General features: G+C 70.3%; 16 protein-coding genes. 12 read left to right on the plus strand and 4 right to left on the minus strand.

All coding sequences use genetic code 11. The features are described 5' to 3' along the window. The first annotated feature begins 191 nt into the window (after positions 1 to 191). A complete protein-coding gene (locus tag ACQG07_RS14180; protein ID WP_241160987.1) occupies positions 192 to 752 on the plus strand; it encodes a TetR/AcrR family transcriptional regulator in 561 nt (186 codons plus the stop codon). 96 nt (positions 753 to 848) lie between these two features. Here the strand turns inward: ACQG07_RS14180 and ACQG07_RS14185 are convergent, their stop codons facing one another. Then, positions 849 to 1,979, minus strand: a complete 1,131-nt coding sequence (locus ACQG07_RS14185; RefSeq protein WP_426738587.1) for a VanZ family protein — start codon at positions 1,977 to 1,979, stop codon at positions 849 to 851. Positions 1,980 to 2,096: 117 nt separating this feature from the next. On the opposite strand from ACQG07_RS14185, the gene ACQG07_RS14190 reads away from it, so the two are divergent. After that, positions 2,097 to 2,696 (plus strand): NAD(P)H-dependent oxidoreductase, encoded by a 600-nt coding sequence (locus ACQG07_RS14190; RefSeq protein ID WP_426738588.1) that lies wholly within the window; start codon positions 2,097 to 2,099, stop codon positions 2,694 to 2,696. A gap of 135 nt (positions 2,697 to 2,831) precedes the next feature. On the opposite strand, the gene ACQG07_RS14195 is transcribed toward ACQG07_RS14190, so the two are convergent. Next, positions 2,832 to 3,569, minus strand: a complete 738-nt coding sequence (locus ACQG07_RS14195) for a FadR/GntR family transcriptional regulator (RefSeq protein WP_064295407.1) — start codon at positions 3,567 to 3,569, stop codon at positions 2,832 to 2,834. A 244-nt stretch (positions 3,570 to 3,813) separates the two neighbouring features. Here ACQG07_RS14195 and ACQG07_RS14200 point away from each other — a divergent pair, with 244 nt between their 5' ends. From ACQG07_RS14200 to ACQG07_RS14235, 8 genes are all read left to right on the plus strand, one after another. Then, a complete protein-coding gene (locus ACQG07_RS14200; protein ID WP_229940051.1) occupies positions 3,814 to 5,193 on the plus strand; it encodes an MFS transporter in 1,380 nt (459 codons plus the stop codon). Continuing rightward, positions 5,190 to 6,974: a dihydroxyacetone kinase family protein gene (locus ACQG07_RS14205; RefSeq protein WP_426738589.1), complete on the plus strand. Its 1,785-nt coding sequence runs from the start codon at positions 5,190 to 5,192 to the stop codon at positions 6,972 to 6,974. Before ACQG07_RS14200 ends, ACQG07_RS14205 begins: the two co-directional genes overlap by 4 nt. After that, positions 6,971 to 7,441: a ribose-5-phosphate isomerase gene (locus ACQG07_RS14210; protein WP_064295405.1), complete on the plus strand. Its 471-nt coding sequence runs from the start codon at positions 6,971 to 6,973 to the stop codon at positions 7,439 to 7,441. Before ACQG07_RS14205 ends, ACQG07_RS14210 begins: the two co-directional genes overlap by 4 nt. After that, positions 7,441 to 8,271, plus strand: coding sequence for a triose-phosphate isomerase family protein (locus ACQG07_RS14215; RefSeq protein WP_426738590.1), 831 nt, complete (start codon positions 7,441 to 7,443; stop codon positions 8,269 to 8,271). The genes ACQG07_RS14210 and ACQG07_RS14215 overlap by 1 nt, the downstream gene beginning before the upstream one ends. Then, a complete protein-coding gene (locus ACQG07_RS14220; RefSeq protein ID WP_426738591.1) occupies positions 8,268 to 9,065 on the plus strand; it encodes a sugar phosphate isomerase/epimerase family protein in 798 nt (265 codons plus the stop codon). Before ACQG07_RS14215 ends, ACQG07_RS14220 begins: the two co-directional genes overlap by 4 nt. After that, positions 9,062 to 9,934 (plus strand): phosphogluconate dehydrogenase C-terminal domain-containing protein, encoded by an 873-nt coding sequence (locus ACQG07_RS14225; RefSeq protein ID WP_079704514.1) that lies wholly within the window; start codon positions 9,062 to 9,064, stop codon positions 9,932 to 9,934. The genes ACQG07_RS14220 and ACQG07_RS14225 overlap by 4 nt, the downstream gene beginning before the upstream one ends. A 220-nt stretch (positions 9,935 to 10,154) precedes the next feature. Then, positions 10,155 to 10,907, plus strand: a complete 753-nt coding sequence (locus tag ACQG07_RS14230; protein WP_192004127.1) for an SDR family NAD(P)-dependent oxidoreductase — start codon at positions 10,155 to 10,157, stop codon at positions 10,905 to 10,907. Between the two features lie 10 nt (positions 10,908 to 10,917). Beyond that, positions 10,918 to 12,846 carry a hypothetical protein gene (locus tag ACQG07_RS14235; RefSeq protein ID WP_426738592.1) on the plus strand — a complete coding sequence of 643 codons (1,929 nt, stop codon included), beginning with the start codon at positions 10,918 to 10,920 and terminating at the stop codon, positions 12,844 to 12,846. A 101-nt stretch (positions 12,847 to 12,947) separates the two neighbouring features. Here ACQG07_RS14235 and ACQG07_RS14240 read toward each other — a convergent pair whose 3' ends face one another. Beyond that, positions 12,948 to 13,463: an N-acetyltransferase family protein gene (locus tag ACQG07_RS14240; protein ID WP_426738593.1), complete on the minus strand. Its 516-nt coding sequence runs from the start codon at positions 13,461 to 13,463 to the stop codon at positions 12,948 to 12,950. A 203-nt stretch (positions 13,464 to 13,666) separates the two neighbouring features. Here ACQG07_RS14240 and ACQG07_RS14245 point away from each other — a divergent pair, with 203 nt between their 5' ends. Together ACQG07_RS14245 and ACQG07_RS14250 are read left to right on the plus strand one after the other, a co-directional pair. Beyond that, complete coding sequence (locus ACQG07_RS14245; protein ID WP_138945899.1) at positions 13,667 to 13,945, plus strand: hypothetical protein; 279 nt, start codon at positions 13,667 to 13,669, stop codon at positions 13,943 to 13,945. Between the two features lie 10 nt (positions 13,946 to 13,955). After that, positions 13,956 to 15,275: an MFS transporter gene (locus ACQG07_RS14250; RefSeq protein ID WP_426738594.1), complete on the plus strand. Its 1,320-nt coding sequence runs from the start codon at positions 13,956 to 13,958 to the stop codon at positions 15,273 to 15,275. Between the two features lie 26 nt (positions 15,276 to 15,301). Here ACQG07_RS14250 and ACQG07_RS14255 read toward each other — a convergent pair whose 3' ends face one another. Next, entirely contained in the window at positions 15,302 to 15,850 is a 549-nt protein-coding gene (locus ACQG07_RS14255; protein WP_124768034.1) for a PIN domain-containing protein, read from the minus strand. Between the last annotated feature and the right edge of the window lie 4 nt (positions 15,851 to 15,854).

The raw sequence follows: 15,854 nt of genomic DNA on the forward strand, positions 1-15,854 counted from the left end.
AGCATGAAACCCGAGTGGTCACTAGCTTTTTGTTTTCGGCCATGTCACAGTTGGATCACGACCAGGCCGCGGCGTTCGACGGGGAACGCGCTATCGTGAAGCCGTCCGAAGGGGGAGGTCGTCCGATGACATCGGTCAAGACCGGGAACAAGCCGCAGGGGAAGCCCCGCGGTGCATATGCGAAAACCGGTATGAAGCGCGTCGCGATCCTCGACGCCGCGCTCGCCGTCTTCGCCAACGGGGGATATCGCGCGGGTTCACTACGGGAGGTGGCCGCGCAGGTGGGGATGAGCGAGGCCGGGCTCCTGCACCACTTCCCGAACAAGAGCGCGCTGCTCGCCGCCGTGCTCTCGCACCGCGACGACCTCTCGGCGACGCTCGTGCCGATGGACGGCGACGACCCGATCGAGACGCTCCGGGGGCTGGTCGCGCTCGCCCGGTACAACGCTTCCGTGCCCGGCGTGGTCGCGCTCTACTGCACGCTCTCAGCGGAGGCGACCTCGCCCGACCACCCGGCCCACGACTACTTCGTCGAGCGCTACGAGGGCACGCGGGGTCGGCTCGAGCGCACCTTCGGGCTGCTCGTCTCCGCAGGACGGGTGCGGGCTGACTTCCCCACCACCAGCGCGGCCTTCATGACCCTCGCGCTCATGGACGGCCTGCAGGTGCAGTGGCTGCTCGCGCCGGAGTCGGTCGACATGGCGGACGAGCTCCACGCCTTCCTGTCGGGGCTCCTCGGCCAGGAGCTCTAGGCGCCGAGCGGCCGGCGCGGCAGCAGGAGATCCGCCCGGGGGCAGGAGCCTCCGGGCGAGTGCGTCCTGCTTCGGCGCCGATCTCCTGCTGTCGCGCTACGGTGTCGTCGTGCGAGCGTCGCGGAGGTCCGCGCCGACGGAGGCGTACGAGACGCCGCGGCGGTGCCGGGTGAACGGTACGGAGACGACGTCCGTGGCGACGATGATGAAGCCGAGGATCCCGATGATCCCGACGATCGTCTGGGTGAGGCCGCTCGTAGCGTCGGGTATCTGCGCGGCGGTCGTCGTGGCGATGTACGGCAGGGCCACGACGGACCCGCGGTAGAGGCGGCGTGCCACCGAGCCGCGTCCGTCCGGCCACTGCGGGGCGAGCCAGACGAGACGTTGCCCGAGCGACGCGCCGCTCCCGATGAGCGCCGGCAGGACGATCACGAGGACGACCGTGCCCGCGCCGATGCTGAGCACCTCGGGCAGCGTCGGGTCGTTGGCGGTCCCGGTCGCGCCCGTGAGCAGGACGCGTGGGACGACGAAGACGAGCGACAACACCGTGATCGACAGGTTCACGGCGAACGCGTCGAGCACCATGCCGAACCAGCGTCGCCAGACGGTGATGGGTCGCGCCCGGTCGCGAGTGGCACGAAGGGCTCGCGCGCTCGGCATCCACCCGAGGACGATCGGGGCGATGAGTGCTCCGATCGCGGCGCCCGCCGTGTTCGTGATCACGTCGTCGACGTCCGCCACCCGGTAGGCGCATTCGTACAAGCCCCAGATGCCCGTGTACTGCGTCGACTCGATCAGGAGGGAGACGAGCGCCCCGAGCAGGATGGAGACACCGAGCCCGCGGTTCCAGTACCGCCGCGCGATGGCGCCGAACGGGATGAACAGGATCACGTTCAGGACGACCTGGAGGAACGCGTGGCTCGTCAGGGTGCTCAGGACGGAGAGCCCGGCGGTCTCCCGTGCGATGTCCCCGATCGAGTGTCCAGGGATCAGCTCGAGCGCGCCGTGGGCCGTGCTGCAGTTCGCGCGCTCGTCCGGCAGCGGCAGCAGCGTGTACGCCACGAGGGCCACCGCGTAGACACTGACCGCCGCAGCGCCGATCACCCGGGGGAGCGACATCTGGCCGTAGCGACGGAGCTGCACGAGCAGGATCGGGCCGAGGACGGCGAAGAAGATCACCGTGCCGCCGACGAGTCCGACCCACGCCTGCCATGTCCACCCGCTCATTCCGACAACTGTAGGGCGCTCGCCGCGCCGTCGGCATCAGTCGGCGGACGGACCCCGGTCATCCTGCGGAGGGTGCCGAACGGCGGATCCCGCGTCCGATGCAGGCGATGATGGAGTGTGCCGACGCTCATCGTGACCACCCATCCCGACCCCGACTCCCTCACCCACCACCTCGCCCAGCGGCTCGCGCAGGAGCTGCGATCGACCGCCGGCTCGACCAGCGTCGAGGTCGCAAACCTGGCTGCGGAGGGCTTCGACCCGCGGTACACGCTCGCCGACCGCCACACCTACCGCGTCGGCGGGGACTTCACCCCGGACGTCGCCGCCGAGCAGGAGCGACTCGACCGGGCCACCGACCTCGTCCTCGTGTTCCCGGTGTACTGGTGGTCGGCGCCCGCACTCCTCAAGGGCTGGTTCGACCGCGTGTTCGTCAACGGCTGGGCGTTCGGCCTCGACGCGGACGGTGGGATCGTCCGGAAGCTCGACCGCCTGCGCGTGCACCTCGTTCCGATCGCCGGTGACGACGCCGGGGTCTACGACCGCCACGGCTACGAGCAGGCGATGCGGACGCAGCTCGAACACGGCATCGTCGACTTCTGCGGCGCTCGCCGTGGCGTGACGACCTTCGTCCACGACTCGGAGGGCGAGGACGCCGATGCGCGGACGCGTGCGGTGGAGGCCGCGGTGGACGCGGTCGTCGGGGCGATCCGCGCCTGACCGCCCTTCGACAAGCTCAGGGACCGCCCTTCGACAGGCTCAGGGACCGGGTACCGTCACTGAGCCCAACCCCGGTCACTGAGCCGAACCCCGGTCACTGAGCCGCCCCCTCCGGTCACTGAGTCTGTCGAAGTGCTACGCCGTGAGCGTGCGGTTCAGCCGTTCGGTCGCGGTGTCCATGTGGTGCTGCATCGCGGCCGTCGCGGCGGCGGGGTCGCCCGACATGATCGCCTCATAGACGGCCTCGTGCTCCTCGAAGGCGCGCTGGGCGTCGACGTCCTCGTGGATACCGCGCTCCACCCAGATGCGGAGCAGCGAGCGGATGCTCTGCAGGAGGTCGGACAGCACGCGGTTCCCGGTGGCGGAGGCGAGCTCCAGGTGGAACTTGAGGTCGGCCTCGATGAACTTGGTGCGGTTGGCACCCGCCTCGCTCATCGCGGTGAGGTGGTTGCGGAGCCGGTTGCGTGCCATGTCGTCCATGCGCGTCGCGGCGAGGCCGGCGGCGAAGACCTCGAGCTGCCCGCGCACCTCGATGAGTTCGCGGGTCCGTGGTTCGCCGAGCATGAGGCCCCAGCTGAGCGTCTCGGGGAGGAGCTCGGAGACGCTGCCGCGGAGGTAGGTGCCGCTGCCCGGGCGGACGTCGACGACGCCGAGGATCTCGAGCGCCGCGAGCGCCTCGCGGACGGCAGAGCGCCCGATGCCGAGGGATGCGGCGAGCTGGCGTTCCGGTGGGAGGCGGGTCCCCGGAGCGATCTCACCGCTCGTGAAGTGGTCGAGCAGGCGCTTCGCGACGGCGGAGACGGCGGATCCCACGGCGACCGGTCCGAGGCTGGACGAGATGTCGTCGGTCGGCCGATCCGGGAACGCAGGCATGGGTTCACTGTATCGCGGCCCTTCGACAAGCTCAGGGACCGGAAGGAGGGCTTCAGGGACCGGGAGGGGGCTTCAGGGACCGGGAGGGGTGCTTCAGGGGCCGGGAGAGGTGTTCGGGTACGAGGCGGGAGCTCGGAGACCAGCGATGCTTGAATTGGTCAACCGGTTGATGTATCGTTCATTCCGGTCCGGCCCGGACCACGCCCTGCCCGCGGCATCGATGCCGCCCACCCGAGGAGTCATAGTGGACACCACCGCCCCCGCGGCCAATCCGGCTGTCGAGCGATCAGCCATCCGGAAGGTCTCGATCCGTCTCGTGCCGTTCGTGGCGCTGATGTTCTTCATCAACTACCTGGACCGCACCGCGATCGGGTTCGCCGCCCCCAACGGCATGAACGAAGACCTCGCGCTCTCCGCCGCCCAGTTCGGCTTCGCGTCCGGCGTCTTCTTCATCGGCTACATCCTGCTCGAGGTGCCCAGCAACCTCGCGCTCAACAAGTTCGGCGCCCGCCGCTGGCTCGCCCGCATCATGGTCACCTGGGGCATCGTCGCGGTCCTGTTCACCTGGGTCGCCAACTTCGAGCAGCTCGCGATCCTCCGCTTCGTGCTCGGTGTGGCCGAAGCCGGCTTCTTCCCCGGCGCGATCCTCTTCCTGAGCCTCTGGGTCCCGGCCAAGCACCGCAGCAAGATCCTCGCCCTCTTCTACCTGGCGCAGCCGCTCACCACCGTCATCGGCGCACCCCTCGCCGGGTGGCTCATCGGCCAGCACGGCGTGTTCTTCGGCCTCGAGGGCTGGCGGTTCATGTTCCTCGGCGTCGGTCTCCCGGCCATCCTCATCGGTGTCATCGCCTGGTTCTACCTGAAGGACCGCCCCGCGGACGCCAAGTGGCTGACCACCGAGGAGCAGGTCTGGCTCACGGCGGCTCTCGCACATGAGAAGGCCACCACGGAGCAGAAGCAGGGCCACGTCAGCCTCAAGCACGCGTTCACGAGCGGTCGTGTCTGGATGCTCGCGTTCATCTACTTCGGCTTCATCTACGGCCTCTACGCGCTCGGCTTCTTCCTCCCCACGATCATCGAGGGCTTCCAGGAGACGTTCGGGACCGAGTTCAACGTCATGCAGAAGGGCCTCATCACGGCGATCCCGTACGTGCCGGCCGCCATCGCCCTGTACTTCTGGTCTCGTGACGCGACGCGTCGCGGCCTGAAGACCTGGCACATCGTCATCCCCGCGATCGTCGGCGCCGTGAGCATCCCGCTCGCGCTCTTCGCCAACTCGCCCGCTCTCACCATCGCGATCATCGCGGTCACCGCCATGGCGATCTTCGCCGCGCTGCCGAACTTCTGGACGCTGCCCACGCAGTTCCTCACCGGTGCGGCAGCGGCTGCCGGCATCGCGCTCATCAACACGGTCGGCAACCTCGCCGGCTTCTCGGCGCCGTACATCACCGGCGCCGTCGCGGACCTCACCAAGGTCGGCGACACCCCGCAGTACGTCGTCCCGATGTTCATCGTCGGTGGCTTCATGATGATCTCCGCCACGCTCATGGTGATCCTCTCCAAGCAGCGGAGCTCTCGCGAGCTGCGCGTCTCGCACGACGACCTCACGGGCAAGACCCGATGACGCGCCTCTTCAACGACCCGGCGGACTTCGCCGACGAGATGATCGACGGCTTCGTCGCCGCGAACCGCAACCAGGTCCGGCGCGTGACCGGCGGCGTCGTCCGGAGCACCCGGACGCCCGAGGGCACGGTCGCGCTCGTCATCGGCGGTGGCTCCGGCCACTACCCGGCGTTCGGCGGCATCGTCGGACAGGGCCTCGCTCATGGCGCGGCGATGGGCAACCTGTTCGCCTCGCCGTCCGCGCACCAGGTGGAGTCGGTCGCGAAGGCGGCGCAGCGCGGGGGCGGCGTCCTCCTCAGCTACGGCAACTACGCGGGCGACGTGCTCCACTTCACCCAGGCGCAGGACGCGCTGAACGCGGCGGGCATCCCCACCCGCAGCGTCGCCGTCACCGACGACATCTCGAGCGCGCCCCTCGCCGAGAAGCACAAGCGTCGGGGCATCGCCGGCGACCTCACCGTCTTCAAGTCCGCCGCCGCCGCGGCCGAGGCGGGCTACGACCTCGACGAGGTCGTCCGCGTCGCCACCCACGCGAACGAGCGCACCCGGTCCTTCGGCGTCGCCTTCAGCGGCTGCACCCTGCCGGGCGCGACCGAGCCGCTGTTCACCGTGCCCGAGGGCCGCATGGCGGTCGGCATGGGCATCCACGGCGAGCCCGGTATCGACGAGACCGACGTGCCGACGGCCGATGAGCTCGCCAAGCTGCTCGTCTCCTCGCTGCTCGCGGAACTGCCCGAGGGCGTGACCGAGGCCACGGGCGCGCGCGTCGGGGTCATCCTCAACGGCCTCGGCTCCGTCAAGTACGAGGAGCTCTTCGTCGTCTACCGCGCCGTCGCGGCCCAGCTGGAAGCCGCGGGCGTCGAGGTCGTCGACCCCGAGGTCGGCGAGCTCGTCACGAGCTTCGACATGGCCGGCGTCTCGCTCACGCTCTTCTGGTTGGACGAGGAACTCGAGGGCTTCTGGGCTGCCGGTGCCGACACCCCCGCCTACCGCAAGGGCGTCGTCGCCGCGGCCGAGCAGCTCGACCCCTCGGAGCTCGTCGCCGAGACGACTGCCGAGATCCCTGAGTCCACCGACGAGTCACGGGCCGCCGCCGCGGTCGTGGTCGAGGCCCTCGACGCGCTGGTCCAGGTCATCGACACGAACGTCGAGGAGCTCGGACGGATCGACGCCGTCGCGGGTGACGGCGACCACGGCATCGGCATGCAGCGCGGTGCTCGTGCCGCCGTCACCGCCGCACACACCGCCGCCGATGCCGGGGCCGGTGCCCACACCGTCCTGCACCTGGCCGGCGACGCCTGGGCGGACCGCGCCGGCGGCACGTCCGGCGCCCTGTGGGGCCTCGCGCTCCGCTCGGTCGGAACCGCCCTCGGCGACGAGGCCGCACCAGGTCGCAGCGACGTCGCGACCGGCGTGCAGGCCGCGGTCGACGGCATCATGTCGTTCGGCAAGGCCGAGGTCGGACAGAAGACGATGGTCGACGCGCTCGTGCCGTTCACCACCACGTTGAGTGCAGCCGTCGCCGACGGTTCCGACCTCGTCGCCGCCTGGACGACCGCCGCTGCGGCTGCCTCCACCGCTGCCGCTGAGACCGCGGACCTCCTGCCGAAGATGGGCCGCGCCCGTCCGCACGCCGAGAAGAGTCTCGGTACCGTCGACGCCGGTGCCTACTCGTTCGGCCTGATCGTCACGGCGATCGTCCCCGTCCTCGAGCGTGCCGCCAGCACCACCGCGCCGGACGGCTCCACCAGCACCACCACCAACGAAGGAGTACACGCATGACCGATCAGCTGCGCATCGTCATCGGCTCGGATGACGCCGGGTTCGACTACAAGGAGATCGTCAAGCGCGACCTCGAGCAGCACGACGGCGTCGCCTCGCTCGTCGACGTGGGTGTGGACGCCGATGGCCACACCGCCTACCCGCGCGTCGCGATCGCCGCCGCGGAACTCGTCGCGTCCGGCCAGGCCGACCGCGCGCTCCTCTTCTGCGGCACCGGCCTGGGCGTCGCGATCGCCGCCAACAAGGTCGCCGGCATCCGCGCCGTCACCGCACACGACAGCTTCTCGGTCGAGCGCGGTGTCCTCAGCAACAACGCGCAGGTCCTGACGATGGGCCAGCGCGTCATCGGCATCGAGCTCGCCCGCCGCCTCGTCCGCGAGTGGCTCACCTACCGCTTCGACGAGACCAGCGCGAGCGCCGAGAAGGTCGCCGTCATCGGTGAGTACGAGGCGACGGGCTCCTGCTGATGACCACCCCGTCCCCGTCGGCCGTGCCCACGTCGACCGCGCCCCGCGTGGTCGGCGTGAGCCTGAAGATGTATTTCGGCCACGCGCAGACCCTCGAGTGGATCGAGCAGGTGGGCGCCTTGGCCCGTCGGCACGAAGCCGTGGTCGATGGTCGCGTGCGATTGTTCGTCATCCCCGGCTACCTCGCGGTCGCGCCGTCGGTGGCGGCCCTCGCCGGGACGGGCGTGCTGGTCGGAGCACAGGACCTCGCGAGCGCGGACCGTGGCGCGTTCACCGGTGAGGTCGGCGGCCCCGAGCTCGCCGAAGTCGGCGTCGCCGTGGTCGAGGTCGGCCACGCGGAGCGCCGCTCCCTCTTCGGCGAGACCGACGAGGTCGTCGCCGAGAAGACCGCCGCGGCCCTCCGCAACGGCCTCTCGCCGGTCCTCTGCATCGGCGAGGTCGAGCGCACGACGCCCGAGGCGGCTGCGACGGAGTGCGTGCGCCAGCTGGACTCCGCGCTCGCCGATGCTGTGGCGGGGCCGGTGATCGTCGCTTACGAGCCCGTGTGGGCGATCGGTGCGGCTGAACCCGCGTCTGCCGAGTACGTGCGAGCCGTCGGCGCGATCCTGAAACAATCGATCGCCGAGCGTCCCGACCGGGTCGGCAGTTCCGTCATCTACGGCGGCAGTGCGGGTCCCGGTCTGCTGACCGCCCTCGGTGACGACGTCGACGGCGTGTTCCTCGGACGCTTCGCCCACGACGTCGCGGCGCTCGAGGCCGTGCTCGACGAGGCCCTTCGACAAGCTCAGGATGGCACCCTTCGACAGGCTCAGGGACCGAGGACAGCATGATCGGCTTCGGCACCTACACCTTCTTCTGGGAGGGCTCCGAGCTCGCACCCGAGCGCTTGAGCGTCATCGGCATGATCGAGCGCACGGCCGACGCCGGCGTCGAGCTCTTCCAGATCTGCGACGACGCCCGCATCGAGGCGATGTCCGACGATGAGCTGCGCCAGATCGCCGAGGTCGCGCGCGAGCTCGGGGTCACCCTCGAACTCGGGACGAAGGGGATCGCGGTCGCGCACCTCGAACGCTTCCTCCACATCGCCACCGTGCTGGGCGCGAAGCTCCTGCGCAGCATGGTCACGTCGGGCGACGACCGGCCGTCCCACGCGGACGCCGTCGATCGACTCCGCGCGGTGCTCCCGGCGTTCGAAGCGGCCGGCGTGACGATCGCGCTCGAGACCTACGAGCAGCTTTCGTCGCAGGAGCTCGTCGACCTCGTGAGCGCCGTCGACCACCCGAACCTCGGGATCTGCCTCGACCCGGCCAACACCGTCGCACGACTCGAACACCCGAGCGACGTGATCGCCCGCACCGCTCTGTACGTCCGCAACATCCACGTCAAGGATTTCGCGTTCACCCGTCGGGGTGGCTGGGTCGGCTTCACCCTCGAGGGTGCCCCGCTCGGCACCGGCCTGCTCGACTACCCAGCCCTCACCGCCGTCGTCCGACCGGACGAACGCGGTGTCAACCAGATCATCGAACACTGGCTCCCGCTCGGCGACTCCATCACGGAGACGATCGAGCTCGAGCGCACGTGGACCGCACACAACCTGCAGTACCTGAGAGAAGGAAGATCATGACCGACACCACCACCGTCGCGGACCAGCTCACCATCGCCGTCATCGGCGCGGGCGGCAAGATGGGCATGCGCGTCTCCAACAACCTCGTGAAGACCAGCCACACCGTCTTCTACAGCGAGGTCTCGCCCGCCGGCCAGGAGCGCGTGACCGAGGCCGGTCGCGAGCTCACCGAGACCGATGCGGCCGTCACCGACGCCGACGTCGTCATCCTCGCCGTCCCGGACCTCGCCCTCAAGGCCGTGTCCGCCGGCGTCGTCCCGCTCATGAAGTCGGGCGCCGTGCTCCTCACGCTCGACCCGGCCGCAGCGTACGCGGGTCTGCTGACGCGTCGCGACGACGTCATCCAGGCCGTCACGCACCCCTGCCACCCGTCGGTCTTCGTCGAGCGCCACACGCCTGAGGAGTACGCGGACACCTTCGGTGGCATCGCCGCTCTCCAGGACGCCATCGCGGCGATCGAGTCCGACGACGCTGAGAAGCAGGCGCAGGTCGAGGCCGTCGTCCGGGCGATCTTCGCCCCAGTCGGTGAGGTCCACTGGGTCACGGTCAAGCAGCTCGCGCAGCTCGAGCCGACCCTCGTGGAGACGATCGCCTGCATGATCGGTGCGCTCCTCAAGGAGTCGCTCGACGAGGCCGTCAACACCATGGGTGTGCCGGAGCCGGCCGCTCGTGCGATCCTCCTCGGCCACACGCAGGTCGCCCTCGCGAACTCGCTCAAGGGCGACAACCCGTTCTCCGACGCGTGCCTCATCGCGATGGACTACGGCCGCAGCGCGATCATCAAGGACGACTGGAAGAAGGTCTTCCAGGACGACGAGCTCGACAAGAACCTCGCCGCCATGCTCCACCTCGACAAGATCGAGCGGTAACCCACTTCCCCGACTGTTCGCAATTCAGGACGTGCCCGGCGCGTCGGCCCGCTCCACCCCCGATCCGGGTCGGCGCGCCGCGGCGGTCCTGAATTGCGAACGTCGCATGCGGTCAACCGGTTGTGCCGGATAGGCTGCAGACGACCCGATGCACCACCCCGCGACAGCCACTGCGACACCCGCGACCACCCCCGCAACACCGCACGAGAGACAGGCGACGATGACTGGACGACTTGCAGGAAAGACCGCGCTCGTGACGGGTGCCGGATCGGGGATCGGACGTTCGGTCGCCGAACGGTTCGCGCGGGAGGATGCCGCCGTGGTCTTCTCCGACCGCGACATCCAGGCCGCCCGCGATGCGGCGGCACCCTTCCCGACCGCCATCGCCGTGCGACTCGACATCGCCGACGAAGCGAGCGTCGAGGCCGCCTTCGCGGTCATGGACGCCGCCGGGAAGACCCCGGACGTCGTCGTCGCGAACGCCGGCGTGCAGCTCTTCGGCCAGGACGCGAAGATCGCCGACCTCGACCTCGAGGTCTGGCAGCGCACGGTCGACATCAACCTCACCGGCACTTTCCTCACTGCGAAGCACGCCGTCCGCGCCATGCTCGGCCGGGGCGGCTCGATCATCCTCACGGGCAGCCCGACCGGTCTCAACGGCGAGGGCGCCGACTTCACGGCGTACAGCTCGACGAAGGCCGGGATCCACGGCCTCGGCCGGACCGTCGCCGCGGCCTACGCCGATCAGGGGATCCGCGTGAACACCGTCGTCCCCGGCTACACGGAGACCCCGCTCGTCACCGCGATCTCCGGCGACCCCGAGTCCCGCGCCGCGATCGTCGGGCGCATCCCGCTCGGTCGTCCCGGCCAGGCCTCGGACGTCGAGGGCATCATGGTGTACCTCGCCAGCGACGAGTCGAGCTTCGCCACCGGAGCGACCTTCCGGGTCGACGGCGGCATGACGAGCCTCTGAGCCGACGATCATGACCTCGCGTTCGGGAACCACCTTCCGCGTCGCATCCGACCTGCTGCTCGACCGCGAGCGCGACGCCCTCGCCGTCGGCCGGGGGCCCTGGTCGGCCTCGCTCCGCGGCTCTGAGCTGGACGACATCGCCTTCGACGGCGAGCTCGTGCTGCGCAGCATCCGCTTCGTCGTCCGCGACCAGGACTGGAAGACGTTGCCCGTCATCGTCGACGCGGTCGACCACACGACGAGCGGCCTGCATCTGCGCGGCCGCGCCGGTGACGACGGCGAGGTCGTCGCCTGGTCCCTGTCGGTCGACCTCGGCGCGTCGACACTGCGGGTCGAAGTCCGGGCCGAGGTGACCGCCGCGTTCCGGCGCGCGCGCATCGGCCTCATCGTGCTGCAGTCACCGACCCTGGCCGGCACCGAGCTCGTCGTCGGCCACCCGGAGGGCTCCACGACGACCACGCGCCTCCCGGATCACGTCGCTCCGCATCAGCCGGCGATCCGCATCGAGTCCCTCGCCTGGACCGGCGACCGCATCGCGACCACGGCCCGCTTCAGCGGTGACGTCTTCGAGATGGAGGACCAGCGCAACTGGACCGACGCCTCGTTCAAGACCTACTCGACGCCGCTCTCGTTGCCGTTCCCCGTCGCGCTGGCGGTCGGTGACGTCGTGGAGCAGTCCGTCGAGGTCAGCTGTGCTCGGGTCGACGCTGCCGAGCCCGCCGACGCCCCGCTGGCGACGCCGCTCGCCGTGACCGTCGTGCCCGAGACGGAGTTCGCGGCGCAACGAGAGGACCCGGTACCTGAGGCTGTCGACGGGCGGATCGGCACGCCACTCGACAGCGTCGTCCCGGCGATCTCGACCTCGGTCTCCAGCGACCCCGATGGCGGTCGCGCTGGTGCGGTGGTCCCCGACACGATCACCGGGATCCTCGTGGAGATCGATCCGACGAACCAGGACTGGCCGGCCATCCTCGACCGAGCCGTGCGCCAGGCCGGCACCAGACCCCTCGACCTCCGACTCGTGCTCGGGACGGGCGAGGAGGCCGAGCCGGTGCTGCGACGGCTCCGCGACGCGGCCGTGCCCGTCATGCGCGTCGGGGCGTTCCATCGCCGCACCCACCTCTCGGAGGTCACGCTGTTGACCGCGCTCGGCGACGTCCTGCGAACCCTGTGGGCCGAGGGCCCACCACACCCCGAGCTCGTCGGCGGCACCCGCGCGCACTTCACGGAGCTCAACCGCAGCCACGCGCGCCTCGAGCGCTGGACGGGTCCCGTGGCGTTCAGCATCACGCCGTTCATGCACGACCGCGGCGGGCACCAGCTCGTCGAGTCGCTCGGCATGCAGGCGGTCGTCGTGGCGGACGCTGTCAGGATCGCCGACGGCCGCCCGTTGCACGTCGGGCCGGTCACGCTCGGCGCCCGCTACAACGCGGTCGCCACGACGAAGGCGGGCGCGGGAGTCACGGCCGACCCGGATCTCCGCGCGGGGTTCGGCGCGGAGCTGGTGCCGGGCGCCACCGACGACCGGCAATCGGCGGAGGCCCTCGGTGCGTGGGTGGTCGCGAGTGTCGCTGCCCTGGCCGTTCCCGGCGTCGAGTCGCTGTCCTACTTCGAGGCGACCGGGCCGCGAGGTCTCGTCGCCGCCGACGGCACGGTCACGGCCGCTGGCCGGGCGCTCGGGTGGATCGCGGAGCTCAGCGGAAGCAGACGCGTCGAGGTCGAGATCGGGGGTCACCGCATCGGTGACAGCTCGCCCGTCTCACCTGAGGGGGTGACCGCGTTCGCCGCTGTGGATCCTGCCGGACGGACGGTCGTGATCCTCGGCAACCTGGCCGAGGCGCCGGTCAGGATCCGTCTCGTCGGCGCGTCGGAACCCCGCACCGTCGACCTCGCGCCAGGCGCGGTGGTCCGGGTCGAGATCGCCGGGTCGAGTTCGTAACTCCTGCTCGAGACGCTCGGTCGACTCGCCAGGCCCGGTTCAGGCCCTGCACGGTCGATGCAGCAGGAGTTGCGAACCGAAGTCGTGCTCAGGAGTCGTGATCAGGCGAGCGGGCGCCGGAGGATGGCGAGATCCAGCCAGCGACCGAACTTCGTCCCCACCTCAGGCAGCAGGCCGACCTGCTCGAAGCCGAGCTTCGTGTGCAGGGCGATCGACGCCGTGTTGCCGGCCTCGATGAGGGCGATCATGACGTGGTGGCCGTCGGCGGTCGCGCGGTCGAGCAACTCCACGAGGAGCGCCTTGCCGAGCCCGCGCCCCTGCGCATCGGGGTGCACGTAGACCGAGTTCTCGACGGTGTGGCGGTAGCCCTCCTTCATCGCGTACGGCCCGTAGCTCGCGTAGGCGAGGACGCCGCCCTCGGGGAGTCCATCGTCGGGGCCGTCGGCGACGGCGACGAGCGCGACCCGACCGGCCTCCTGATGGCGGGCGAGCCACGCCTCACGCTCGGCGAGGTCGGGGGTGACCTCGGTCCAGATGGCGACACCGTTCGCGACGGCGTCGGAGTGGATGGCGAGGACGCCAGGCAGGTCGGCGGGTTCGGCGGGACGGATGCGCATACATCGATCGTAGAGCGCCCTTCGACAAGCTCAGGGACCGGCGCTGTTGGGGGCTCAGGGACCGGCGGTGGTTGGGCTCAGGGATCGGTGGTGTCGGGCTCAGGCACCGATGGTGTGCGGCTCAGGGACCGACGGTGTCGGGCTCAGGGACCGGGAAGCCCAGGGCTCAGGGGCCTGTTGCCCGCGACGGGTAGATTCGAGGCATGTCCTCCTCCACTCCGCTCCCGATGGAGCAGCTCACCGCCGTCCTGAACGCCGAAGTCGCCCGCTACGCCGCGCGCGGTTGGACGGTGTCGTCGGTGCAGGGCCAGCAGGCCGTGCTGCAGCGGCAGAAGCGCATCGGCTGGTTCTGGAACCTGATCCTGACGCTCATCACCGGCGGGCTCTGGCTCATCGTCGTGATCATCCGCGTCGTGAACCGCAAGGTCGAGTCGCTCATCGTGACGGTCGACGCCTACGGTCGCATCTCCACGCGACGCTGACGGTCGGAGCATGAGCGACCGCGGCGAGAGCGATCCCCGGGAGACCGACGCCAGAGCTGTCATCGCCGCCGAGCGCGCCCGCGTCCAGCGGCGGACGCTCACGGTCGTCGTGATCAGCCAGGTCCTCGGCGGCGCCGGTCTCGCCGCCGGGGTGACGGTCGGGGCGCTCCTCGTGCAGGACGTCCTCGGCAGCATGAGCCTCGCGGGCGTCGCAGCCGCGCTCCTGACCCTCGGCTCCGCGCTCACCGCCTTCCTCGTCGGGCGCGTCACCCAGCGGCTCGGCCGGCGCATCGGGCTCGGACTCGGATTCGCGGCGGGTGGCGTCGGCGCGATCGGTGTGGTCGTGGCCGCCACCACCGCCCTGGTGCCGCTCCTCTTCCTGTCGCTCTTCGTCTACGGCGCTGGCACGGCCACGAACCTCCAGGCGCGCTACGCGGGGACCGACCTCGCGACCCCGGCCCGACGTGGTTCGGCGATCAGCGTCGCGATGGTGTCGACGACACTCGGCGCCGTCGCCGGACCCAACCTCGTCGAGCCGCTGGGATCGTTCGCGACCGGCCTCGGGCTGCCGTCGCTCGCCGGGCCGTTCCTCCTCGCCGCGGTCGCCTACCTCGCGGCCGGGACGGCGTTCCTCGTGCTGCTCCGACCCGACCCGTTCCTCCTCGCCCGACGTCTCGATGCCGAGCTCGCGCAGCTGGAGGTGGAGCAGACCGCCGCGGAGCAGGTGGGATCGAAGCAGGTGTCGCCGACGACCGCCGCACGCCCGCGTCCCGGCGTCGGCGCCTACGTCGGCGCCGCGGTCATGGTGGTCACGCAGATCGCGATGGTCGCCATCATGACGATGACCCCCGTGCACATGCGGGCGCATCACCACGGTCTCGGTGAGGTCGGGCTCGTGATCGGGATCCACATCGCGGCGATGTACCTCCCCTCGCTCGTGACCGGCGTCCTGGTCGACCGCATCGGCCGCACGCCGATGGCGATCGCCGCGGGCGTGACCCTGCTGCTCGCGGGTGTGACGGGAGCCCTCGCTCCGGTGGATTCGCTGGGCCTGCTGATCCTTGCGCTCGCGCTCCTCGGCCTCGGCTGGAACTTCGGCCTCATCGCGGGCACCGCGCTCGTCGTCGACCACACCGTGCCGGCCAACCGCGCACGCACCCAGGGCACGCTCGATGTCCTCATCGCCCTCGCCGGCGCAGGTGCCGGCGTCATGTCGGGTGTGGTGATGGCCGGGGTCGGCTACGAGGCGCTGTCGATCGCGGGCGGGGTGCTCGCGCTCCTGCTCATCCCCGTGCTGCTCTGGGCCCGCCGGGTCACGCCTCGCGGGTGAGCCCGCTCGCCGCTGAGCTGGCGACTTCAGAGGAATCGGTAGACATCCTGGGCGAACTTCGGCACACCCGCCTGAGCGAGCGACTGCAGCAACTCGTCCATCGTGAGCGAAGGCGACTCGTAGGTGGCGACGAGATGCTCGAGCACTGAAAGGGTGACACCCGGGTACAGGTCCAGCTGATCGAGGAGGAACTCGTCCGGATGGACGACCTCGATGTCGAACAGGCTCACGGACTCCGGTGGGAAGTCGGTGATGTTGAAGGTCACCAACACCTCGGCATTGGCGCGGACCGCCGCGGCCAGGACGTGGCGGTCCTTCGGATCACAGGTCATTCCATCGATCAGATCGTCGTATCCGCTCACCAACGCGTCGGGGAAGGCGCGCCCCATCGTGGACAGCCGTTTCTCGACGAGCGTCACGTCGACCCCGTGACCCCGAAGATTCCGGTCGAGCTCGGTCATGACGCCCACCGACCACAGCGGTCGGAACGCGCCGCGGTGGGCAAGCCACAAGAACACGTCATTCAGGGTCGAACCGTACAGCGCACACGTGTCGAAGAATGCGGGAAATGCCATGCCC

The sequence above is a fragment of the Plantibacter sp. 2H11-2 genome (assembly GCF_050031945.1).
In the GTDB taxonomy this organism is placed as follows: domain Bacteria; phylum Actinomycetota; class Actinomycetes; order Actinomycetales; family Microbacteriaceae; genus Plantibacter; species Plantibacter auratus.